Here is a 22,646-nt window from a genome sequence, read left to right as displayed (position 1 = left end):
CGGCGGTCGCGGTGGATCGTGGCCGCCTCGCTCGCGCTGACCGCGGTGCTGGCCGCGGGCGTGCTGACCGCGATCCGCTGGTGGCCGGACAACTCTCCCCAGCCGGCCACCGCCGCGGAGCGGTTCGGCTGGGGCCAGCCGGTGCACGCCGCGGAGTTCCGCACCGGCCTCGACGACGGCTGGACCGCGGTGGGCCCGCGGCCGGGGCAGCACGGCAAGGGCAGGCAGATCCCCGAGCGGGTCAGCGTGCGCGACGACGTGCTGACCATCACCGGCGACGCCAACGGCGACACCGGCTACCTCAGCCGCGACGAGGGTTCCTTCCGCACCCGCTGGGAGGCGCGGGTGCGGGTGCCCGCGGGCTGCGCCTGCTACCGCCCGCTGCTCACCCTGTGGCCGGTCAAGAACGACTTCCCGGCGGGCGGCGAGATCGTCTTCCTGGAGGTGTTCGACCCGGAGCGGCAGACCGCGCACTTCTTCCTGGCCGATGAGAACACCAAGGACAACCGGTACACCGCCTCCCGCGCGGTCGACATGACGAAGTGGAACCACTTCGCGGTCGAGTGGACCGAGAACGAGCTCACCGGCTACATCAACGGCGAGAAGTGGTTCCACACCGCGCAGCGGGACAAGCTGCCGCCGAGGCCGATGCGCCCGACCATCAAGCTGGACGCGACCATGACCACCGAGTTCCGGCCGGCCACCATGGAGGTGGACTGGATCCGCGAGTACCGGAACTAGCCGAGCTGGGTGAAGGTGATCGTCTCGTACGGCCCGCGCACACCCGTCTCGTACAGCAGACCCACCGTGGACCCGTTGAGCCGCACCAGGTCCGAGTAGGCGGCCGGGGCTTCGGAGACCCGGTGCAGCTGCCACCAGGTCCGGCCCTGGTCGGTGCTGGCCCGGACCGACATCGCCCGGCGGGCGGCCGGGTCGGCGGGTCCGGAGTACAGCAGCAGACCGGGATCCGCCGCCTGCAGCACGCTGCCCTGCACCCTCGGTCCCTCGATCGTCCTTTGTGGACGGTACGGTGAACTGAGGGTGCGGCCGCCGTCGGTGCTGACCGCGTCCAGCCTGCCGGCGAGCGTGCCCTGGTTGCGGCTGGAGAAGTACAGGCGGCCGTCCGGCAGCTGGGCGACGGTGGTCTCGTTGGCCGCGATCGCGGTGTCGGCGCGGTCCTCGGTGAAGCCGATCCGCCAGCTGTGGCCGCCGTCGTCGCTGAGCAGGGCGTGCCCGCCGTGGTACTTCTGCTCGGCCCCGGTGTCCGCCGAGCCGGGCGGTGGCGCGCTGGAGTGGTTGGCGGGCACCACGATCCGGCCCTGCCTGGTGGTGATCGCGTGGCCGGGGCCGGTGGCGTACCAGCGCCAGTCCGGCTTCTTCGCCGCCGAGGTGATCTCCCGTTCCGGCGTCCAGCTGCGGCCGTTGTCCTTGCTGCGCTGGAGGAACACCCGCCGGGTGTCGGCCGGGGACACCGCGCCGGTCATGATCTCCCGTTCGGTGACCGGGCCGTTGCGGGTGGTCAGCAGCAGCACCTCGCCGCCGGGCAGCACCACCGGGGCCGGGTTGCCCGCGGTGGCCTCGCCGTTGCGGGAGACCACCGACAGCGGTCCCCAGGTGCAGCCGCCGTCGCTGGAGCGGCGCAGCACCACGTGGATCGCGCCGGTGTCGCCCGCGGAGTGCACCCGGCCCTCGGCGAAGGCCAGCACCTCACCGGAGGCAGCGCGCACCACCGCCGGGATGCGGAAGGTGTGGTAGCCCTCGGTGCCGGAGGTGTAGGGCACGGAGGTGCAAGGTGTGGGCTGGATGGTGTCCAGGGGCAGCCGGAGCACCTGGGCGTCCGGCAGCTCGGCGTTGCTCAGCCGGAGGCGGTCCAGTTCGGCCTTGGTCAGCGCGCGGGTGTGCAGCCGGACCTCGTCCAGCGCACCGTCGAAGCGCTGGCTGTGGTCCAGCCGCTGGCCCAGCACCAGCTGGAAGGACACCCGCTGGGTCACCGGGCCCGCCACCGCGGCGGCCGAACCGGCCAGCACGCCGTCCACCCAGAGCAGCAGCCGCCCGGCTGATCGTTGCAGGGCGACGTGGTGCCACTGGTTGTCGTCGTAGGCCTTGGTGGTGGTCACCGAGCTGCTGCCGCTGGGCGTGGTGATCCGGGCGATCAGCCGCTGGTTCGCCGGTTCGGCGCGCAGCCACAGTTGCGGGGCGGTCTCCCCCATGCCGCCCAGCCACAGCAGGACCTGCTCGCGCTGGGTCCCGCCGTAGCGGAACCAGGTGCTGAAGGTGAGCTCGCCCTCGCCAGGCAGCCGGGCGCGGTCGTAGGGCACCCGCAGGTAGTCCTCCGCGCCGTCTAGCTCCAAGCCCTTGCCGAACCGGCCGGCGGTCAGCGCGGGACCGCCGATCGCGTTGGCGTCCTTGTGGATCCGGGAGGTGTCGGGGGTGGCCGGACCGGGTGGGTTGCGCCAGCCGAGGTCGTCCTCGGTGAAGCGAGTGAACCGGATCTCGTCCCTGGCGTCGACCTTGCCGCCCTCGTACAGCAGCCCGATCCGGGCGCTGGGCACGGCCGGGTCGCTGAGCTGCACCAGGTCGGAGTAGCCGGACCAGTCCGAGGTGATCCGGGTGCCCTGCTCGGCGTTCTCCCAGCTGCGGCCGTGGTCGTAGGAGGAGCGGATGGTCATCCAGCGGCGGCGGTCGGTGTCGGCCGGGGCGGAGAACAGCAGCCGGTCCGGGCGGCCGGTGCGTTCCAGCCGCAGCACCGCGCCCTGCACGGTCGGCATGACCAGGTCCGGGATGGCCTGGAACCGCTGGCTGAAGGTGCTGCCACCGTCCTTGCTGATCGCGAAGCTGTGGTTGCCGACCGCGCTGCCGCCCTGTTCCCTGGCCCCGGCGTAGACCGAGCCGTCGGCGAGCTCGGTGACGGTGAGCTCCTGTGGTTTCAACGGGAACGGCCCGCCGTGCGGGAAGGTGATGCTGTCCACCGCGCCGACCTGCCAGGTCTTGCCGTGGTCGTCGCTGTAGACCAGCGCGGCCTCGTTGGCCACCGACTTGCTGCTGCCCCGGTCGCTGGTCTCCCCGCACACGCCGAAGACCAGGCGTCCCTTGTGCGGGCCGCGGGTCAGCTGGATGCCGTGGCCGGGACCGGTGGCGTACCAGTAGTCCCAGGCGGGCAGCTTGACCTGGGCGCTCATCTCCACCGGCGTCGACCAGGTGAGCCCGTCGTCGTCGCTGTGCTGCACGTGCGGGGTGCGCTTGCACGGCACGTCACAGGGTTTGTCGTCGGTGCGGCCCTTGTTGTAGCTGGTGAACAGGAAGATCCGGCCGGTGTCGTGGTCCACGATCGGCACCGGGTTGCCGTGGGTGTCCCCCTTGCCCTCGTTGACCAGCCGCAGCGGCGACCAGGTCTGCCCGCCGTCGGTGGAGCGTTTGAGCACCACGTCGATGTCACCGGTGTCCCCGCAGTTGAGCACCCGGCCCTCGGCGAAGGCCAGCAGCGAGCCCTGCGCGGTGCGCACCACCGCGGGGATGCGGAAGCAGTGGTAGCCGGTTTCGTTGGCGGCCTTGAACACCGCCTGCTCGACCGGTTGCGCGGCCGCGCCCGGTGCGGTCAGTCCGGCCAGCAGCAGGAGTAACAGGGAGAACAACGCTGTCACGCGCACGGCGGGTTTCCTCTCGGCTCACAGCTCCGGGTGGACACAGCGGTAGGTGTGCTCGCCGAGGACGGTGAGCGGGGGCAGTTCGGCGGCGCACTCGGCGGTGGCCTTCCAGCAGCGGGTGCGGAAGTTGCAGCCGCTGGGCGGGTTGGTGGCCGAGGGCACCGGTCCATTGAGGACGATCGGCTCGACGGCGTGCCGCAGGCTCGGCGTGGCCGAGAACAGCGCGCGCATGTAGGGGTGGCGGGCGGCGGCGGGCACCGCGGCGGCCGGGGCGCGTTCCACGATCCGGCCCAGGTACATGGTGACGATGTGGTCGCTCATCCGCTGCACGGTCTGGATGTCGTGCGAGACGAACACCATGGCCAGGCCGAGCCGTTCGCGCAGCTCCACCAGCAGGTTGAGGATCTGCGCGCGCACCGAGACATCCAGCGCCGAGGTCGGTTCGTCGGCGACCAGCAGCGCGGGCCGCAGGGCCAGCGCCCGCGCGATGGCCACCCGCTGCCGCTGCCCGCCGGAGAGCTGGCCGGGCAGCGCGTCGGCCACGCTGCCGGGCAGGCCCACCAACGACATCAGCTCGCGCACCCGGTCGGCGCGTTCGGCCGGGGTGCCCTCGCGGTGCACGTCCAGCGGATCGCGGATGATCTTGGCGATGGGCAGGCGGCGGTTCAGCGCGGTGGCCGGGTCCTGGAAGATCATGCCGACATCGCGGCCGAACCGGCTGGCGCGTGCGGTGGCGGTCATCTCCCACAGCGACTCGCCGCGGTAGCGCACGGTGCCCTGGGTGGGCCGTTGCAGGCCGACGATCACCTTGGCCAGCGTGGACTTCCCGCAGCCGGACTCGCCGACCACGCCGATGGTCTGCCCGGCGGCCAGGGTGAGGCTGGCGTCGGTGAGCGCGTAGACGTGGTCGTGGCCGAACAGCTTGGCGGCGCGGATCCGGTGCACCACGTGGACGCCGTCGAGTTCCAGCAGGCTCATCGCGCCTCCAGCAGCTCGGTCCGCTCCGCCGGGAAGTGGCAGGCGATGAGGTGGTCCGCCTGGTCGCCGATCCGCTCCGGTGGTTCCCGGTGGCAGACCGCGCGGGCGGCCGGGCAGCGGTCGGCGAAGCGGCAGCCGGGCGCGAAGTCCGCAGGCGAGGGCACCACGCCCTTGATCTGGGTGAGTGTTTCCCGTTTGTCCTCAAGGGAAAGCACCGCGGAGAGCAGGCCGCGGGTGTAGTGGTGCCGCGGTGAGCCGACGATCCGCGCGGTCGCGCCCAGCTCGGCGACCTGGCCGCCGTACATCACCACCACCCGGTCGGCGATCTCGGAGACCAGCGCGAGGTCGTGCGAGACCAGGATCAGCGCGAAGCCCAGCTCGGCCTGCAACCGCAGCAGCAGCTGCACGATCTGGGCCTGCACGGTGACATCCAGCGCGGTGGTCGGCTCGTCGGCCACGATCAGTCCCGGGCTGCGGGAGAGCGCCATCGCGATGAGCACCCGCTGCCGCTGCCCGCCGGAGAGCTCGTGCGGGTAGGCGCGCAGTGTCCTTTGTGGATCGAGGTTGACCAGTTCGAGGAGCTCGGCCGGGGTGCGGGTGCCGCCGCGGCGGGTGAACTGCTTGAGCTGGCTGCGAATGGTCATCGCCGGGTTGAGCGAGCTGAGCGCGTCCTGGTAGATCATCGCCAGGTCCTGGCCGAGGTAGTGGCGGCGCTGCCGGGGTGTCAGGCCGAGCAGGTTCTCCCCGGCGAAGCGGATCTCCCCGGAGACGCGGGCGTTGTCCGGCAGCAGGCCCATGATGGCCAGTGAGGTCAGCGACTTGCCGCAGCCGGACTCGCCGATCAGGCCCAGCACCTCGCCCGACCGCACCGTGAAGGACACCTCGTCCACCACGTTGACCCCGTTGTGCCGGTCCGGGAAGGAGATCGCCAGCTTCGACACCGCCAGCACGGTCTCCCGGCCCGCCAGGTCGCGGGCCCGCCGGTGCAGCCGCTCCCCCGCCTCGCGCAGTCCCTCGATCGGCAGCACCGGCTCGGCCCCGGCCGGTTCTTCGCTGGTGGCAACGGCTTTCGCCGCCTGACCGGCCTGCGCGCGCCGGGCCGAGGGGGTGGCCCAGGCGTCCGAGATGCCCTCGGAGAGCACGTTCAGCGCGAGCACGGTGACCAGGATGAGCAGGCCGGGGAACAGGGTGGCCCACCAGCCGCCGGTGAGCACCAGGTCCTTGCCGTTGGCCAGCACCGAGCCCCAGGACGGGTCCGGCTGCTGGATGCCCGCGCCGATGAAGGACAGCGAGGCCTCGAACACGATCGCGTCGGCCACCATCACCGTGCAGAACACCAGCACCGGCGCGGCGCAGTTGACCGCGACGTGCTTGGCCAGGATGTAGGCCCGGCGGGCGCCGATGATCCGTTCCGCGGCCACGTAGTCCTCGCGGTACTGGGCCAGCACGTTGGCCCGCACCACCCTGGCCACCGAGGGCGTGTTCAGGAAGGCGATGGCCAGCACCAGCACCTCGATGCCGCGGCCGAAGACCGCGACCAGCACCGCGGCCAGCGCGATGCCGGGGAAGGCCATCACCACGTCCAGGACGCGCATCGCGGTCTCGTCCAGCGCGCGCCGGGAGGTGGCGGTGACCGCGCCGATCACCGCACCGGCCACCAGGGCCAGCGCGGTGGCGCCCAGGCCGATGGCCAGCGACCAGCGGGCGCCGTGCAGCAGCCGGGCGAAGATGTCCCGCCCGGCGGAGTCGGTGCCGAACCAGTGTTCCGCGCTCGGCCCGGCCACCGCCGCGCCGGTCAGGTAGGGGTCCCCGGCGAAAAGCGGGGCGAGCAGGGCCAGCAGTGCCAACAGGACCAGCACCGCGAGGGCGAGCAGGGACGGGAGCTTGAGGCGGCGCGTCACGAGTGGCTCCGCAGGCGTGGGTTGGCGATCAGGTAGAGGATGTCGACGATCAGGTTGACCAGCACGAAGCCCAGCGCGATCGTGATCACGAAGCCCTGCACCTTCGCGGTGTCGCCGTCGGTGACCGCCTGGATCATGTTCTGCCCCATGCCCGGCAGCGCGAACATGGTCTCGATGACCACCGCGCCGCCGAGCAGGTAGCCCAGCCGCAGCCCGAGCACGGTGAGCGGGGTGACCATCGCGTTGCGCAACACGTTGCGCCCCACCACGACCACCGGCGGCAGCCCGCCGCCGCGGGCGGTGCGCACGTAGTCCTTGTCCAGCTCCTCCACCATCGAGGTGCGGATGATCCTGGTCAGCTGGGCGGCCACCGGCAGGGCCAGGGACACCGCGGGCAGCGCCATCGAGTTCAGCCAGCCGCCGAGGGAGTCGGCCGGGCTGATGTAGCCGCTGGTGGGGAACAACCCTTGGCCGACGGCCAGCCACTGCACCAGCAGCAGCGCGATCCAGAACGCGGGCGCGGCCACCCCGGCCAGCGTGACCAGCCGGATCAGCTGGTCCGGCCAGCGGTCCCGGAACAGCGCCGAGAGCACGCCCAGCGGCACCGCCAGCAGCAGGCTGATCACCAGGCCCAGCAAGGTCAGTTGCACGGTGAGCGGCAGCGCGGTGGTGATGGTCTCGGCCACCGGCTGCTTGGTGATCAGGCTGGTGCCGAAGTCACCGTGCAGCAGTAGCCAGACGAAGCGCAGGTACTGCACCGGCAACGGGTCCAGCAGCCCGTTCTCCCGCCGGAACCGCTCCAGCTGCTCCGGGGTCGCGTTGGCCCCGTCGAAGGCGGCCAGCGCCGGGTCCACCGGGGAGAAGCGCATCACCACGAAGACGAACAGGGTGACCCCGAGCAGCAGCGGCACCAGCGCCAGCAGCCGCCCGAGCAGCATCCGCAGCACGATCAAGGAGGCCTCCGCTCAGCCGGTCGGCTTGGCCTGGTTGAGGTTGAGCCCCGGGTAGCCCTGGGCGCGGACCCCGCCGAGGGTCCGGGGATCCCACGCGGTCCCGTTCTGGGTGAAGACGATCGGGTACACCACGGCCTGGTCGGCGAGCAGGTCCAGCGCCTGCTTGACCAGCGCCGCGCGCTCCCCGTCCGCGCCGGTGGCCGAGGTCCGGTCCAGCAGCCGCGACAGCTCCTGTGCCTGCGGCCCTTTCCACTTGGCGTACTTGGGCGCGACTCCGGAGCCCGCGTAGTAGTAGCGGATGAGCAGGTCGGGGTCGTTGCCGAACTGCTCGGCGTTCTGCGTGGTGGCCACCACCTGGAAGTCCGCGCCGCTGTCCAGCTTGGAGAACAGCGCCTTGGTGTCCTGTGCGTCCACTGTGGACTGCACCCCGATGGCGTCCCAGCCCTCCTTGAGCACGTTGACGCAGTCGGCGACCAGGGTGGTGTTGGTGGTGAGCAGGGTGATCCGCAGGTCGCCGGCCCCGGCCTGCCGCAACAGTTCCCGTGCCTTGCCCGGGTCGTAGCCCAGGTCGTTGGCGGCGGGCTGGGCGACCAGCTTGGGGTTGATGAAGGAGGTGCCGGCGGTGCCCTTGCCGCGCAGGCCGACCTCGATCATCTTCTTCTTGTCGATGGCGTGGTGCAGGGCCTGGCGCACCAGCTTGTTATCGAAGGGCGGTCGCGCGGTGTTGAACATCAGCCACAGGTTGTTGCCGCCGTCGGCGAACTCCACCGTGCGCCCGTCCGCGCGCAGCTGGTCGGCGTTGGCCGCCGGGATGTTCTCCACGATCTGCACCGCGGGCCGGGCCCCGGAGATCTTGGCCACCCGGGGCGCGGCCTCCACGATGGAGTTCCACAGCATCCGGCGGTACACCGCGGGCCGCGTCCCGTTGTAGGCGTCGAAGCGCTCGAACCTGGTGTGCGACAACGGGGCCTGCTCCACCACCCGGTACGGCCCCGACCCGACCACCTTGCCGGCCACCGCGTCCTGCCACCGGCCCTCGAAGACGTGCTTGGGCACGATCTTCACCGTCTGGATCCGTTGCAGCGCATAGTGGAACGGCCCGGCCAGCAGGAACTCCACCGAGTGCTCCCCGGTCTTGCGGACCTCCTTCAGCCAGGGCGTGAGAAAGGTCCGGACCAGCACGTTCTCCGCTGGGTCTAGTGCCCTGGCGTAGGTGAACACGACGTCGTCGGCGGTGACCGGCCGCCCGTCGTGCCACTGTGCGCCCGCCCGCAGCTCGAAGGCGAGCCGGGTGCCGGTGGCCTCGGGCAATGCCTTGGCCAGCCCCGGATACGGCTCGCGGGTGAGCGGATCGCCCTCCACCAGTGCCTCGTAGCAGTGCAGCATCGCGGCCATGGCGAAGGCCGAGGCGGTTTGCAACGGGTCCCAGGTCTGGTTGTTGCCGTAGCCCACCACCGCGGTCAGCGACTCCTTGGTGTCGCCGGTGGAGTTGGTGGAGGCGGGCCCGCCGCAGGCGCCCAGCGTCGAGGAGAAGGCCGCGGCCGCGCCGGCGAGTCCGGTGAGGCGCAACAGATCCCGCCGGCTCAACGGCTGACCGGATCCGAACCGAGTCGTGGACACCCGGCCTCCTCTGCTCTGAGATAGGACGTCCCATGTCCAATGACTGGGCAACCATAGGACGCGGCCCCTGGCCGGTCAAGGTTTCCGGGCAGCGCCCAGGTTGACCAACAGTCCCACCCCGGTGACCGCCGCGGCGAGAAGTCCCAGCCGGGCCGGGGTGAGCTGCTCCTGGAGCAGTCCGCCCGCCGCGCCGCCCAGTGCCACGCCGAGGTAGATGGCCGAGTTGTTCAACCCCAGCAACAGGGCCGAGGCGCTGGGCGCGCGTTCGACGAACCGGCTCTGCTGCGGCACCACCGGCAGCGACACGCACACACCCCAGCCCACCGCCCAGACCACGGCGACCACCAGGTCGTGCACGGCCAGCGGGCTCAGCGCGAGCAGCACGGCGGCCGCGGCCAGGCCGCCGGTGACCACGTGCCGCGGCGGGTAGCGGTCGGCGAGCCTGCCCGCCACGGTGTTGCCGACCATGTTGCCCACGCCCCAGGCCAGCAGCACCACGGTCAGCGCGGTGGCCGAGCCGCCGGTGGCCCCGGCCAGCGCCGGGGAGATGTAGGTGTAGAGCACGTGCGTGCCGGCCAGGGTCAGCGTGGTGACCGCGAGCAGGCCGAACACCCACGGTTCCCGCAGCGGCGCCAGCCGGGCGCGCAACCGTTCGGCGGGCAGCGCGATCGGCGGCAGCAACCGGGCCACGCCGAGTGCGGCCAGCACGCCGAGCCCGGCCACCGCCCACAGGGTCAGCCGCCAGTCCGCGCCGCCGATCAAGGTGCCCGCGGGCAGCCCGAAGGCGATGGCCAGGGTCAGCCCGCCCATCACCACCGCCAGCGCCCGGCCGCGGCGCTCCGGCGGGGCGATCGCGGCCGCGGCGCTGAACGCGGCCGCGCCGATCAGCCCGGCCCCGGCCGCGGTGAGCACCCTGGCCAGCAGCACGGTCAGGTAGTCCGGGCCGAGCGCGGTGGCGATGTTGCCCAGGGTGAACACCGCCAGCGCCAGCAGCAACGCCTTCCGCCGGTCCAGCCCGCTGGTCAGCGCGCCCAGCACCGGCGCGGACACTGCGAAGGCCAGCGCGAACCCGGTGACCAGCTGCCCGGCCGCGGCCAGGCCCACCTGGAGGTCGGCGGCGATCTGCGGCAGCAGCCCGGCGATGATGAAGCCGTCGGTGCCCACCGCGAACAGCGCGGTCGCCAGCGGCAGCAGCTGGGCGAACAGCGGTTTCTGCTTGGTCAGGTTGTCATTTCCTTCTCGGGTGTCCATGCCGATCACCCTGCGCGCGGGCACTTGCCGTGCGCTGTCCGTCCGCTGTCCGCCGGTACTGTGAGCGGGTGCGGTTCGGAGTGCTGGGTCCACTCGCGGTGTGGACCGCCGAGGGCGCACCCGTCCCGGTTCCCGGTCCCGAGGTGCGCGCTCTGCTGGCCGCGCTGCTGGCCCGCGAGGGCGCGTGGACCCCGGTGCCCACGCTGATCGACGACCTGTGGCAGGCGGACCTCCCGGCGAACCCGGTCAACGCGCTGCAGATCCGCGTCTCCCGCCTGCGCCGCGCCCTGGACGCCGCCGAACCGGGCGCCCGCGCCCTGATCGAGTACCGCGCGGACAGCTACCGCCTCCAGGCCCCCACCGACGCCGCCGAGTTCCAGGCCCTGCTCCGCCGCGCGCGCACCGCCGCCCCGCACTCCCGCGCCGCCCACCTGACCGAGGCCCTGGCGCTATGGCGCGGCCCGGCCCTGCCCGAGTTCGCCGAGGACCCCTTCGCCGCCCCGGTGCGCCAGCGCTGGCAGGAGCAACAGCTGACCGCCGTGGCCGACCTGGCCGAAGCCCGCCTGGCCCTCGGCGAGCAGCACACCGCCCTGGCCGAGCTCGCCGAGTGGGTGCGCCGCCACCCTGCCCACGAACGCCTGCGCGCCGGCCACCTGCGTGCCCTGTACCTGGCCGGCCGCCAGCCCGAGGCGCTGGCCGGTTACGCCGAGTTCCGCGCCCACCTGACCGAGCAGGGCCTCGACCCCAGCCCGACCCTGATCGCCCTGCACCAGGCGATCCTCACCAGGGACCCCGCCCTGATCCCCGAGCCGGTCCGCCACCCCGGCAACCTGCCCGCCCCGGTCACCGAGCTGATCGGCCGTGACACCACCCTCGCCGACCTGTGCAAAGCCCTCGCCACCGCCCGCCTGGTGACCCTCACCGGCCCCGGCGGCGTGGGCAAGACCCGCCTGGCCCTGGCCGCCGCGGCCGAACACACCGAACCAGACGGCGCCTGGCTGGTCGAACTCGCCGGGGTACGTGCCGCCGACCCCCTGGCCGAGGCGGTGATGACCGTGCTCGGCATCCGGGAGAACACCATGCTCGGCCCCATCCCCGCCGCCGACCCCCTGGACCACCACCACCGCCTCACCGCCTACCTGGCGGGCAAGCGACTCCTGCTCCTGCTGGACAACTGCGAACACCTCATCGACGAGGTCGCCACCCTGTCCCGCACCCTCCTGCACGCCGCCCCCGGCCTGCGCATCCTCACCACCAGCCGCGAACCCCTGTCCACCCCCGGCGAACTGGTCCACCCCGTCACCCCACTGGACCTGCCTGCCGACCACGAAGACCCGCTCCAGTCCAGCGCCGTCCGCCTGTTCCACGCCCGAGCCCAAGACGCCGACCCGGCCTTCACCCTCACCCCGGCGAACACCCCCGCCGTCACGACCCTGGTCCGCGACCTGGACGGCCTCCCCCTGGCCCTGGAACTAGCCGCTGCCAAGATCCGCTCCCTCGGCGTGCACCAGCTCGCCGCCCGCCTGGACGACCGCTTCCGCCTGCTCGCCGGCGGAAACCGAGGCGCCCCAGCCCGCCAGCGCACCCTGCACGCGGTGCTGGACTGGAGCTGGGACCTGCTCACCGACCCGGAACGAGTGGTGCTGCGCCGCCTGGCAGTACTCGACGGCGGCACCCTGTTCGCGATCGAGGCGATCTGCGCCGACACTCCGCCGCCGGGGACCGCGCCGACCCGCGCCGACCCCGCTGGTCCTGGCCCGGCCCTCGCGGCGCACGAGGCCGCCAAGGTGCTCGGCCCCGGCCCGGCCGTTCCGGCGCGAGACGTCGCCGAGGTGCTCTCCCGCCTCGTCGACCGCTCGATGGTCACCGTGGTCGACGGCGGCGCGCGCTACCGCCTGCTGCACACCGTCGCCGCCTACGCCCGCACCCGCCTGACCGACTCCGGCGAGGCGGAAGCCGTGCGCGCCAGGCACTCCCACTACTACCTCACCCTGGCCGAGACCACCCCCAGCGCCGACCTGACCACCCTCGACGCCGAACGCGGCAACCTCCAGTGCGCCCTGGACACCGCCGTCGCCCAGCAGCACGCCGCCCACGCCCTGCGCCTGGCCGACGCCCTGGCCTGGTACTGGCTGCGGCGCGGCCGGGTGCGCCAGGCCGCCCGCTGGTGCGCCGAGGCGCTCGCGCTGCCCGGACCGCCCGCGGCCGCGCGGGCGCGGGTGCGCTGCTGGGCCGCGGGCATCGCGATCGTCGCCGACCTCGAACCCGGCCAGGCGGCCAGCGCCCGCACCGCCCTCACCGCCTTCGACGGCCTGGACGACCCGGTGGGCGAGGCGATGGCGCACTGGTTCCTCGGCTACGTCCTGCTGCACTCCGGCGACCTGGACACCAGCGAGGAACTGGCCGCCCGCGCCGCGACCGCCTTCCGCGCCCTCGGCCACTCATGGGGCCTGGCCGTCACCACCTGCGTGCAGGCCAACCACGCCCTGACCCGGGGCGACCTGACCACCGCGCACACCCACGCCGAAGCCGCGGTCGCCCTGTTCCGCGCGGTCGGCGACCGCGGTGGCGAACTGCTCACCACCTACCCACGCGCCACCCTCGCCGAACTGCACGGCGATTACGACCTGGCCGAGCGGCTGCACCGCGACGGCCTCGCCCTGGCCGAAGACCTCGGCATGTGGGCCGAGGCCGCCGACCGGCTGTGCGGCCTCGGCCGCATCGCGCTGCTCCGCGGCGACCACCGCGCCGCTCGCGACCTGCTCACCCGGGCAGGTGAACTGGCCACCGAACGCGGCTTCAAACCCGGCCAGGTGCACGTCGCCCTCACCCAGGGCCAGCTCGCCCGCCGCACCGGCGACTTCCCCGAGGCCGAAGACCGCCTCAGCCAAGCCGCCGCCTGGTACCGCCGCACCGGCCGCGCCCCCGGTTACACCACCGTCCTCACCGAACTGGGCCACCTGGCCAACCACCAGGGCAACCCCGCTCAAGCCCGAACCCACCACACCCAGGCCCTGGCCTTCGCCCGTCAGCTGGGCAACCCGCACGCCGAAGCCACCGCCCTGGAAGGCCTGGCAGCCACCCACCTTTCTGACGCCCCAACGGAATCCGCCCGCTTGCTGGGCGCGGCCCACCGCTTGCGCGAGAGCACCGGAACTCCGCTGGCCGACCGGAGCGACCTGGACCGGATCACCGCGGCGACCCGGGATGCCTTGGGAGCGCAGGCATTCACGCTCGCGTTCAGCAACGGTTCCGCCGCAGCCGCACCCAGCTGAGCGAACGCACCCGGGCCAGCGGAGAACAGCCCCGGCGGGGAGCGCCACACCGGATCCGGCGGCCAGCGGCGCACCAGCTCCAGCTCCAGCGGCAGCGGCAGCGGCACACTGCCTCCGGAGACCAGCGGCACACCACCTCCGGCGGCCACTCAGGGTGCGGTCGTTCTCCAGCCCGGCTGCACCTCATTCTACGGCGGCGCACCTAGGGCAAGCGCGGTTTATCCACAGGGAGGCAGGCTGCGGCGAGTTGTCCACAGGGCCGGGCGGAGCGGGTTGCTCAGCGCTCGACGATGGTGAAACCGTGGGGCACGGCCTTGGCGAGGAACAGCGGCGCCTTGCCCTGGGCCGGACGTGCGGACCGCCAGAGTGCGGACTCGCGTTGCTCACGCATCGCCGCCGACACGGCGCCCAGGTCGAAGTCCCGGCGGAGGGCGCCGCTGGAGGCGAGCATGTGCACGGCCTCGTAGATCGATTCGGTGATGCTGGACAGCGGTGCGGCGGTGGCGCCGAACCGTTTCCGGTAACGGTGGAGAAAGGCGGTGTTGGTTGCGGAGTCGACCTCTTGGAAGTAGCTGAACGCGCTGTACACACCCTGGGCGGCGATGCCGCCGGTCAGCTCGCGGGTGGACTCGTCGAAGGCCATGGACAGCGTCCGGCAGCGGGACCGCAGGCCCGCGGCATGGCTCTGGCGCTCGAAGTGGGCTTCGTCGGAGCCGACGAAGGTGGAGACCACCAGGCTGGCGCCGGTGCTGATGATCTCCTCGATGATGTCGGCGAAGTCCTTGGTGCCCAAGGGTTTGTACCGTTCGGCGACCACCGAGCCGCCGAGCCGTTCGATGATGCGGCGGGCCTCGCGGTTGCACACGCGCGGCCAGACGTAGTCATCGCCGCACAGGAAGGTGCGGCCGCCGGTCTCGGCGACCAGCGCGGGCAGCGCGGCGCGCAACTGGGCGGAGGGCCGCTCCCCCAGGCGCACCACGTTGGGCGAGTAGCGGCCGCCCTCGTTGATCGGCGTGTGCACGAGCAGGACACCCAGCCGCCGGGCCCAGCGGGCCAGGGCGGGGAACACAGCGGAGGTGCAGTTGGTGATCACCACCCGGCAGCCGTCGGCGTGGACCAGTCGGCGGAGCTGTTCGGCGCCGATGTCCGGCGAGCTGGCGTCGTCGCGGACCACGACCTGGAGCTGGCAGCCGTCCACGCCGCCGTCGGCGTTGACCTCGTCGGCGGCCATCCTGGCCAGGTTCTCACTCGGCCCGCCGAAGATGCTGGCCGGTCCGGACTTGCTGACCAGCACGCCGATCCGGATCGTGCGCGGTCCGGCCAGCTCCTCAAGGGGGTCGTAGCCACGCTGCCGCAGCAACCAGGTGACCGCGTCGTCGGGCACCTCGACGCCGAGGCGGACGGTGGTGCCGCGACCGCCGTTGGTCAGGGTCATGGTGCAGGAGACCCGGCCGGGCCAGGGCACCTGCTGCTCGATGACGATCTTGTGCGGCGGGTCCAGGTAGGCGATGCGGCCCACGGCCTCGATGGTCGGGCTCTGCGGGTCGGCCGGGTTGACCGGGAGCTCGAAGCGGACCAGTCCGCCGACCATGAACGCGTCGTAGTCCGCGCCGAAGAGCCAGCCCGCCGCTTTGTCCTGTCCCAGCAGTCCGAAGACATCCCCCGGTGGCAGGGCGACGTCCCGCTGCTGCGTCAGTACGAGGTTCCCCACCTGCGCTGTTCCGCCTCCGGATCGCGGTGCTTCTCCGTGATCGTAGCGAGTCCGTCCAGCGACGCTCCGTACAGGGTGCTCAGGAACGCCACCACATCGTTGATCGGCTCGACCCGGAGGGAGTAGTAGCGATATTTGCCCGCGCGGCGCTCCTGCACCATGCCGGCCTCGCGCAACACCTTGAGCTGCATCGACACCGCGGTGCGGCCGATGTGCTCGATGTGCCCGGCCAGCTGGGTGACGGTCAGTTCGCCGTGCTCGCGCAGCAGGCTGAGCACGGTGCGACGGGTGTCGTCGGCCAACGCGTCAAATGCGGACGCACCACCGCCCACAGCAACCACCCACCATGCTCGCTCGGCCCCCACGACCGCCCCAATTTGATCACTGTAGGCGATCCACCCGGTAACCAGCAAGACAAGTGGGTGATTCTCCGGCACCCAACCGGCGCAGAGCGGTCAGCCACTCGCGTCAAGATCCATTGACACGTAACGGTAGGCTCAATACGCTTCGGTAACTCGGCGCGCCCACTACCGCAGACGGAGGGGATTTTCGGCCATGGGAACAGTCCCTCCCAGTATCGAAGATCTCCGCGCGCTTGCCAAGCGTTACAACTTCACCCTCGAGGACGCCGACCTGGAGTCCTTCCGCGGGCTGATGATCCCCACGCTGGCCAGCTACGACGCGGTGGAGAAGCTCTACGCCGAGCACGCCCCGCCGATGCCCAGCCGCAGCTACGCCGTGCCCAGCCCGGCGGAGAACCCGCTCAACGCCTGGCAGCTCTACACCGAGCTGTCCACCCGCGAGGACGGCCCGCTGGCCGGGCGCAGGGTGGTCATCAAGGACAACATCGCGGTGGCCGGCGTGCCGATGGGCAACGGCTCCCGCTCGTTACAGGGCTTTGTGCCGAGGCAGGACGCCACCGCGGTGCGCAGGCTGCTCGACGCGGGCGCGACCATCGTCGGCAAGGGCACCTGCGAGGACCTCTGCTACTCCGCGGGCAGCCACACCGCCCACTCCGGCCCGGTGCGCAACCCGTGGGACCCCGAGCGCACCTCCGGCGGCTCCTCCTCCGGGCCCGCGGTGCTGGTGGCCACCGGCGAGGCCGACCTGGCCCTCGGCGGCGACCAGGGCGGCTCGATCCGCATCCCGGCCGCCTTCTGCGGCGTGGTCGGCCACAAGCCGACCCACGGGCTGGTGCCCTGCACCGGCGCGTTCAGCATGGACAACACCCTCGACCACCTGGGCCCGATCACCCGCACCGTGCGCGATGCCGCGCTGATGCTGACCGCGCTGGCCGGATACGACCCCGAGGACCCGCGCCAGGACTCCGCGCTCAAGCCGCGCGACTACCTCAAGCGCCTGGACGAGGGCGTCAAGGGCCTGCGGATCGGCCTGCTCACCGAGGGTTTCGACATCCCAGGGCTGTCCGAGGCCGGGGTGGACGACGCCGTCCGCAACGCCGCCCACGCCCTGGCAGAGGCGGGCGCGCGGGTCACCCCGATCTCGGTGCCCTGGCACCGCACCGGCATGGCCGTCTGGACGGTCATCGCCACCGACGGCATCGCCTGGCAGATGATCGAGGGCAACGGGATCGGCCGGAACTGGGCCGGGCGCTACGACCCCGAGCTGATCGCGCACTTCGGCCGCGGCCGCGCCGAGCACGCCGACGCCTTCTCCGAGACGGTCAAGCTGGTCACCCTCAACGGCGGCTACACCATCGACCGGTACCACGGCGCGCACTACGGCATGGCGCAGAACCTGGTGCCGCACCTGATCAAGGGCTACGACCAGGCGCTGGCCGAGGTCGACGTGCTGGTGCTGCCCACCGCCCCGCACGTGCCCAAACCACTGCCCGGCCCGGGGGCCAGCCGCGAGGAGTACGTGGCCGCCGCGCTGGGCCTGGTGCCCAACGTGGCCCCCTTCGACGCCAGCGGCCACCCCGCGATCGCCGTGCCCGCCGGCCGGGTGGACGGGCTGCCGGTGAGCATGATGATCGTCGGACCACATCACCGTGACGACCTGTGCCTGCGCGTGGCCAGGGCCGTCGAGACCGCGCTGGGTGGCTTCCCGCCCGCACCCGCGCACGCCTTCGCCGCGACCAGGGAGCAGCCATGACCATCCTGCCCGAGCACGGGCTGCCCGCGGAGTTCGGCAGTCCCAGCCCCGAGCAGCTGCTCTTCTACTGGATGCCGGTGGAGGGCAGGCGGCACGCCATCTGTGGCGCGCACGGCTCGCACCGGCCGGGCCAGCCCGCGGACACCCTGTGCGGACGCCAGGTGCTCACCCGCACCGCCTCCGAGCACGAGTGGATCCGCTGGGCGACCTGCGACGACTGCTGGCACATCGCCAAGACCGCGCAGGCCGCGCTGTCCCGCCGGAACTGATCTCGAAAATGCCGTTGCGAGCGCCGAACACGGCGGATTAGCGTGGCGGTACACGAGAGAGGAGGTGGTCCAGCGTTGGATATCAACAGGACTCGTGAGGTGGCTGTCCGCTAGGACCGCCTTCGGCTTCACTGAGCGAATTCCAGACAGCTACCGGCCCCCGGACCTCCGAGCCCAGTCCGACTCGGCCCACCCAGCTACCGGTGGGAGACAGGTCCGGGGGTTGCTGTCTGTCTGGGGACCGCTAGAGACCGCTCAGCGCTGCCCCTGCCACCAGCACACCGGCCGCGATCAGCCGGAACAGCCAGGGCACCGTCTTCTCCGTCAGCAGCGCGGCCAGCAGGTAGGCCACCGCGGCCACCACCGCCATCTCCACCGAGGGCAGCGCCGGGGTGAACCCGAACAGGCCGCCGATCCGGCTGAGCAGGAACACCAGCACCGGCCCGAGCAGCGCGATGAAGGCGTTGCCCGCCACCTGGAGCATGCCCAGCAGCCACCAGCCCACCGTCACCGCCAGCAGCGTCACCACCCCGACCATGATCCCGGGGCTGGTCAGCGAGTCGACGGGCGCCCAGCCCCGGGAGGCGTCGCACGGCTCGCTCGGACACGAGGAGGGCAGCAGCGGCAGCACCGCCAGCCACAGCAGCACCACCGAGGCCCCGACGGCCGCGGCCGCGGCGCAGCGGATGACCAGGCGCAGGGGTTGGGCTTCGACCATGAACGAATCGTGGCAGAGTCCGGGCGTCGGCGTGCGCGCGCCGGGTTGCTCCGGCAGGGTTGAATTCATGAACCGAGCGCTGGACGCCGATGAGCTGCAGAGCGAGTTCGACGCGCACGCCCGCCGCTACGACCTGCTGGTGGGCGCCAACCTCGGGTACCACCGGGACCTGCGCCGCGCGGCCAGCCGCCTTGGCCTGCGCGAACAGGGCGGCGGGCAGCGGGTGCTGGACCTGGGCTGCGGCACCGGCGCCTCCACCGCCGCCGTGCTGGCCGCCTACCCGCTGGCCACCGTGGTCGGCGCGGACGCCTCCGGCGGCATGCTGGCCGCCGCGCGCGGCAAGCAGTGGCCGGGCAGCGTGTCCTTCGTGCACGCCAGGGCCGAGCGGCTGGCCGCGGCCGGGGTGCGCGGACCCTTCGACGCGATCTTCGCCGGGTACCTGCTGCGCAACGTCGCCGACCCGGACGCCGTGCTCACCGACCTGCTCGCGCTGCTGCGCCCCGGCGGCCACCTGGTGCTGCACGACTACACCCTGGACCGCCGACCGCTCAGCCGCGCGGTCTGGACGGCGGTGTGCTGGGGCGTGATCATCCCGGCCGGGCTGCTCACCACCGGGCGCACCGGCCTCTACCGCTACCTCTGGCGCAGCGTGCTGGACTTCGACCGGGTGGACGCGCTCCAGGACCGGCTGCGCCGCAACGGCTTCACCGAGGTCCGCGCCGGATCGGCCGGGGGCTGGCAACGCGGCGTCACGCACACCGTGCGCGGGCGCCGGAGACTTGACGGAGGCACCGCATGATCCCCCTGGGCACCGACCGGCGCGCGGTCAAGCACCTGCCGCGCGGCAGCCGCGCCGACGTCAAGCACCTGCCCACCCGGCCCAGGGTGGTGGTGATCGGCGGCGGCATCGCCGGGCTGGCCGCGGCCACCGCGCTGTCGGACCGGGGCGTGCAGGTGGTGCTGCTGGAACGCGAGGCCTACCTCGGCGGGCGGGTCGGCGGCTGGCCGGTGACCCTGGCCGACGGCAGCGAAGCCACCATGACCCGCGGTTTCCACGCCTTCTTCCGCCAGTACTACAACCTGCGCCAGCTGCTGCGCCGCGCCGACCCCGAGCTGCGCGCGCTCACCCCGCTGACCGACTACCCGCTGCTGCACAGCAACGGCCACGCCGACACCTTCGCCGGCCTGCCCACCACCCCGCCGTGGAACGCCGCCGCGTTCGCCTTGCGCAGCCCCACCTTCACCTGGGCCGAACTGTCCACAGTGGACGCCCGAAGGGCGATGACGCTGCTCGACGTACGGGTGCCGGAGACCTACGCCGAGCTCGACCACATCGACGCGGTGGAGTTCCTGGACCGGATCGGGTTCCCGGTGGCGGCCAGGGACCTGGCCTTCGAGGTGTTCTCCCGCAGCTTCTTCAGCGATCCCCGGCTGCTGTCGGCGGCCGAACTGGCGGTGATGTTCCACATCTACTTCCTCGGCTCCAGCGAGGGCCTGGTCTTCGACGTGGCCGCCGACCCGTTCCCGCACGGCCTGTGGGAACCGTTGGGGCGCTACCTCTCCGGCCGCGGCGCAGACATCCGCACCGGCGTGCGGGTGGCCGCGGTGGAACCCAGCGCCCGCCGCCGCTACGCGGTGCACCTGGCCGGCTCACTGGCCCCGCTGGAGGCCGACGCGGTGGTGCTGGCCACCGACGTCGGCGGCCTGCGCACCATTGTCGGCGACTCCCCCGGCATCGCCACCGCGGACTGGCGCGGCGCGGTCAGCAGGCTGCGCACCGCACCCCGCTTCGGCGTGCTGCGACTGTGGCTGGACCGCCCGGTGCGCGCCGACCGGGCCGGCTTCCTGGGCACCGCCGGGTTCGGGCCGCTGGACAACATCAGCGTGCTGGACCGCTACGAGCACCAGGCCAGGGACTGGGCGGCCCGCCGCGACGGCGCGGTGGTCGAACTGCACGCCTACGCCATCCCCGCCGACGCGGTGCTGGTCGACGTGCGCGCGGAACTGCTGGCCCAGCTGGGCAAGGTGTACCCGGAGACCGCCGACGCCCGGATCGTGGACGAACGCTTCGAGATCCGCTCCGACTGCCCGCTGTTCCTGCCCGGCACCTACCCCGAGCGGTTGACGGTGACCACCCCGGAGGAGTTCCTGGTGGTGGCCGGCGACCACGTGCGCACCGGGCTGCCGGTGGCGCTGATGGAACGCGCGGCCACCTCCGGCTTCCAGGCCGCCAACGCGGTGCTGGGCCAGTGGGACGTGCAGGGCCGGACGCTGTGGACGGTGCCCACGCAGGGCCGCAGTCCGCTGCTGCGCACGCTGGCCCGCCGGTTGCGCTGAGGGCTCAGCCGGGGAAGCGACCGGTGCGGCGCAAGGCGTACCGCCGCTCGGCGTAGTCCAGGTCGTCCCGCCACAACCGTTGCGCCGCCCAGCGCATCACCGGCCGCACCACCGGCGCGGCGGCCCTGGCGAAGCGGAACCCGGGCCGGTCGGAGTGCGCGATGGTCGCCTCGATCACCGCGGTGCGCCCCGGACCCAGTGGCGTGGCATGGGTTTCCACCACACTGCCGGCGCCCTCGCCCTCGACGATGTGCATCACCACCGTGCGCGGCTCCGGGCAGGTGAAGGCCGCCAGCACCGGCACCCCGACCCGGCCGCCCAGCTTGAAAGTCACCTCGACCAGGAAGCGGTCCTCCTCCTCGTCGCGCTCCGGCGCGGAGACCACCCGCAGGTTGGCGAAGGAGTACGGGTGGAACCAGGCCCCGTGCCAGGGATCCAGCCGGTTGGCCAGCACGTCCTCCGGCTCACAGCGGCCGATCACGGTGGCCACCGCGGACAGCGCGCCGGCCGCCGGGCGTTGCGGCAGCACGGGTTCCGGCAGCGGCTGCTCGCCACCGACGGAGTCCAGCCGGACCCAGGCCAGCACACCGTCGTCATGCGCGGGAAACGGCTGCCAGCCAGGGAAACCCGCCGCGCCCAGCGCCAGCCCGTGCCAGCGGCACAACAGCTTCCCGCCGTGCACCGCGGCCTGGCACAACGGCGCGCCCAGGTGCGGACACGAACCGGGCGCGGCGTGCAGCGTGCCGTCGGTTCCACGCCAGGCCACCACCTCAACCCCGGCGATGGTTCGGCCGAACGGCCTAGTGGCGGGAACTTCGTTGCTGGCGGCCAGCACGAACCAGTTCCCGGCCGGGCGGGCCTGCGCGCGTTTGAGGGCGGCGGCGATCAGGCTGGGCTTGGCCGCCCGCCAGGTCGGCTCCTGCTCCGGCCAGGCCGGGGTGTTCAGCAACCGCAACGGCAAACCACGGCGAGGCATGCTGCAACGCTAGTACGCACAGTGACATCCAGCGACCGCACGCGTGCATGTGGGTGGAATCCACTGTTTCTCCCGGCGGTGTGGTGCCCGCGCACATGGTCAGCGGGCCCCGACTTGCCTACCGTCGGAGTCCATGACCACTCAACCAGGGCTGATCGGGCGCACCGCACTGGTCACCGGCGCCGCCAGCGGCATCGGACTGGCCATCTCCAAGATGCTGGCCTGCGCGGGCGCGACCGTGCACCTGGTGGACAAGAACGGCCCCGCGGTGCACACCGCGGCCGAGGACTACGGCGGCGTGGCACACGAGATCGACCTCAGCGACCCCGCCGCGATCGACACCCTTCCGTCCACAGTGGACATTCTGGTGAACAACGCCGGCATGCAGCACGTGGCCGGGATCAGCGATTTCCCGCCGGAGGTGTTCCGGCTGATGCAGGACGTCATGGTCACCGCGCCGTTCCTGATCTTGCGGAAGGTGTTGCCGCACATGTACCAGCGGCGCTGGGGGCGGGTGGTCAACATCTCCTCGGTACACGGGTTGCGCGCGAGTCCGTTCAAGTCCGCTTACGTCGCGGCCAAGCACGCGCTGGAGGGGTTGAGCAAGGTGGTCGCGCTGGAGGGGGCGCCGTACGGGGTCACCAGCAACTGCATCAATCCGGCTTATGTGCGGACGCCGTTGGTAGAGAAGCAGGTCAGCGATCTGTCGCGGGCGCACCGGATCAGTGAGGAGGAGGTGCTCACCGACATCCTGCTGGACCGGACCGCGGTGAAGCGGCTGCTGGAGCCTGCGCAGGTGGCCGAGGCGGTGTTGTGGTTGTGCAGCCAGCAGAGCGGACATCTGACCGGCGTTTCGATACCCATTGACGGCGGCTGGACCGCGCGGTGAGTTGCGCTC

General features: G+C 72.3%; 17 protein-coding genes. 7 read left to right on the top strand and 10 right to left on the bottom strand.

Features of this window, described 5'->3' with window-relative positions; all coding sequences use genetic code 11:
* Nucleotides 1-741 (top strand): family 16 glycosylhydrolase (locus M8C13_RS33325; protein WP_252484748.1); only part of this gene is annotated, 741 nt, incomplete at its 5' end.
* On the opposite strand, the gene M8C13_RS45170 is transcribed toward M8C13_RS33325, so the two are convergent.
* From M8C13_RS45170 to M8C13_RS33290, 6 genes are all read right to left on the bottom strand, one after another.
* Complete coding sequence (locus M8C13_RS45170; RefSeq protein ID WP_308202884.1) at nt 738-3,647, bottom strand: exo-alpha-sialidase; 2,910 nt, start codon at nt 3,645-3,647, stop codon at nt 738-740. The two genes, M8C13_RS33325 and M8C13_RS45170, sit on opposite strands and share 4 nt — an antisense overlap.
* Nucleotides 3,648-3,665: 18 nt before the next feature.
* The gene (locus tag M8C13_RS33310) at nt 3,666-4,622 is read right to left on the bottom strand and encodes an oligopeptide/dipeptide ABC transporter ATP-binding protein (RefSeq protein ID WP_252484747.1); all 957 of its coding nucleotides are present in this window, start codon (nt 4,620-4,622) and stop codon (nt 3,666-3,668) included.
* Entirely contained in the window at nt 4,619-6,523 is a 1,905-nt protein-coding gene (locus M8C13_RS33305; protein WP_252484746.1) for a dipeptide/oligopeptide/nickel ABC transporter permease/ATP-binding protein, read from the bottom strand. Before M8C13_RS33305 ends, M8C13_RS33310 begins: the two co-directional genes overlap by 4 nt.
* On the bottom strand, nt 6,520-7,470 hold the full coding sequence (locus M8C13_RS33300) for an ABC transporter permease (RefSeq protein ID WP_252484750.1): 951 nt from the start codon (nt 7,468-7,470) through the stop codon (nt 6,520-6,522). The genes M8C13_RS33305 and M8C13_RS33300 overlap by 4 nt, the downstream gene beginning before the upstream one ends.
* A gap of 18 nt (nt 7,471-7,488) precedes the next feature.
* Nucleotides 7,489-9,096 carry an ABC transporter substrate-binding protein gene (locus M8C13_RS33295; protein WP_252484745.1) on the bottom strand — a complete coding sequence of 536 codons (1,608 nt, stop codon included), beginning with the start codon at nt 9,094-9,096 and terminating at the stop codon, nt 7,489-7,491.
* Between the two features lie 75 nt (nt 9,097-9,171).
* Complete coding sequence (locus M8C13_RS33290; protein WP_252484744.1) at nt 9,172-10,347, bottom strand: MFS transporter; 1,176 nt, start codon at nt 10,345-10,347, stop codon at nt 9,172-9,174.
* A 68-nt stretch (nt 10,348-10,415) separates the two neighbouring features.
* On the opposite strand from M8C13_RS33290, the gene M8C13_RS33285 reads away from it, so the two are divergent.
* Nucleotides 10,416-13,622 (top strand): BTAD domain-containing putative transcriptional regulator, encoded by a 3,207-nt coding sequence (locus M8C13_RS33285; RefSeq protein WP_252484743.1) that lies wholly within the window; start codon nt 10,416-10,418, stop codon nt 13,620-13,622.
* A 277-nt stretch (nt 13,623-13,899) separates the two neighbouring features.
* Here M8C13_RS33285 and M8C13_RS33280 read toward each other — a convergent pair whose 3' ends face one another.
* Both M8C13_RS33280 and M8C13_RS33275 read right to left on the bottom strand, forming a co-directional pair.
* Nucleotides 13,900-15,333 carry an ABC transporter substrate-binding protein gene (locus tag M8C13_RS33280; protein ID WP_252484742.1) on the bottom strand — a complete coding sequence of 478 codons (1,434 nt, stop codon included), beginning with the start codon at nt 15,331-15,333 and terminating at the stop codon, nt 13,900-13,902.
* Nucleotides 15,315-15,665: a metalloregulator ArsR/SmtB family transcription factor gene (locus M8C13_RS33275; protein WP_308202883.1), complete on the bottom strand. Its 351-nt coding sequence runs from the start codon at nt 15,663-15,665 to the stop codon at nt 15,315-15,317. Before M8C13_RS33275 ends, M8C13_RS33280 begins: the two co-directional genes overlap by 19 nt.
* Nucleotides 15,666-15,888: 223 nt before the next feature.
* On the opposite strand from M8C13_RS33275, the gene M8C13_RS33270 reads away from it, so the two are divergent.
* Complete coding sequence (locus M8C13_RS33270; protein ID WP_252484740.1) at nt 15,889-17,448, top strand: amidase; 1,560 nt, start codon at nt 15,889-15,891, stop codon at nt 17,446-17,448.
* Nucleotides 17,445-17,717: a zinc finger protein gene (locus M8C13_RS33265; RefSeq protein ID WP_252484739.1), complete on the top strand. Its 273-nt coding sequence runs from the start codon at nt 17,445-17,447 to the stop codon at nt 17,715-17,717. Before M8C13_RS33270 ends, M8C13_RS33265 begins: the two co-directional genes overlap by 4 nt.
* A 244-nt stretch (nt 17,718-17,961) precedes the next feature.
* Here M8C13_RS33265 and M8C13_RS33260 read toward each other — a convergent pair whose 3' ends face one another.
* The gene (locus tag M8C13_RS33260; protein ID WP_252484738.1) at nt 17,962-18,435 is read right to left on the bottom strand and encodes a hypothetical protein; all 474 of its coding nucleotides are present in this window, start codon (nt 18,433-18,435) and stop codon (nt 17,962-17,964) included.
* Nucleotides 18,436-18,502: 67 nt separating this feature from the next.
* Here M8C13_RS33260 and M8C13_RS33255 point away from each other — a divergent pair, with 67 nt between their 5' ends.
* Nucleotides 18,503-19,234, top strand: a complete 732-nt coding sequence (locus M8C13_RS33255; RefSeq protein ID WP_252484737.1) for a class I SAM-dependent methyltransferase — start codon at nt 18,503-18,505, stop codon at nt 19,232-19,234.
* Nucleotides 19,231-20,772 carry an FAD-dependent oxidoreductase gene (locus M8C13_RS33250; RefSeq protein ID WP_252484736.1) on the top strand — a complete coding sequence of 514 codons (1,542 nt, stop codon included), beginning with the start codon at nt 19,231-19,233 and terminating at the stop codon, nt 20,770-20,772. The genes M8C13_RS33255 and M8C13_RS33250 overlap by 4 nt, the downstream gene beginning before the upstream one ends.
* A gap of 4 nt (nt 20,773-20,776) precedes the next feature.
* On the opposite strand, the gene M8C13_RS33245 is transcribed toward M8C13_RS33250, so the two are convergent.
* Nucleotides 20,777-21,748, bottom strand: a complete 972-nt coding sequence (locus M8C13_RS33245) for a DUF5914 domain-containing protein (RefSeq protein ID WP_252484735.1) — start codon at nt 21,746-21,748, stop codon at nt 20,777-20,779.
* 133 nt (nt 21,749-21,881) lie between these two features.
* Between M8C13_RS33245 and M8C13_RS33240 the strand changes: the two genes are divergently transcribed.
* Complete coding sequence (locus M8C13_RS33240) at nt 21,882-22,637, top strand: 3-hydroxybutyrate dehydrogenase (RefSeq protein ID WP_252484734.1); 756 nt, start codon at nt 21,882-21,884, stop codon at nt 22,635-22,637.
* The last annotated feature ends 9 nt before the right edge of the window (nt 22,638-22,646 follow it).

Source organism: Crossiella sp. SN42 (assembly GCF_023897065.1).
Lineage (GTDB): Bacteria > Actinomycetota > Actinomycetes > Mycobacteriales > Pseudonocardiaceae > Crossiella.
Note: the sequence above shows the minus strand (reverse complement) of the source record. Positions and strands in the feature narration are given on the sequence as shown.

What these genes read in the sequence shown, in the direction of transcription:
- M8C13_RS33310 (WP_252484747.1), bottom strand. Translation starts at nt 4,622, where the DNA reads ATGAGCCTGCTGGAACTCGACGGCGTCCACGTGGTGCACCGGATCCGC.
- M8C13_RS33290 (WP_252484744.1), bottom strand. Translation starts at nt 10,347, where the DNA reads ATGGACACCCGAGAAGGAAATGACAACCTGACCAAGCAGAAACCGCTG.
- M8C13_RS33270 (WP_252484740.1), top strand. Translation starts at nt 15,889, where the DNA reads ATGGGAACAGTCCCTCCCAGTATCGAAGATCTCCGCGCGCTTGCCAAG.
- M8C13_RS33265 (WP_252484739.1), top strand. Translation starts at nt 17,445, where the DNA reads ATGACCATCCTGCCCGAGCACGGGCTGCCCGCGGAGTTCGGCAGTCCC.
- M8C13_RS33260 (WP_252484738.1), bottom strand. Translation starts at nt 18,435, where the DNA reads ATGGTCGAAGCCCAACCCCTGCGCCTGGTCATCCGCTGCGCCGCGGCC.
- M8C13_RS33255 (WP_252484737.1), top strand. Translation starts at nt 18,503, where the DNA reads ATGAACCGAGCGCTGGACGCCGATGAGCTGCAGAGCGAGTTCGACGCG.
- M8C13_RS33250 (WP_252484736.1), top strand. Translation starts at nt 19,231, where the DNA reads ATGATCCCCCTGGGCACCGACCGGCGCGCGGTCAAGCACCTGCCGCGC.
- M8C13_RS33245 (WP_252484735.1), bottom strand. Translation starts at nt 21,748, where the DNA reads ATGCCTCGCCGTGGTTTGCCGTTGCGGTTGCTGAACACCCCGGCCTGG.
- M8C13_RS33240 (WP_252484734.1), top strand. Translation starts at nt 21,882, where the DNA reads ATGACCACTCAACCAGGGCTGATCGGGCGCACCGCACTGGTCACCGGC.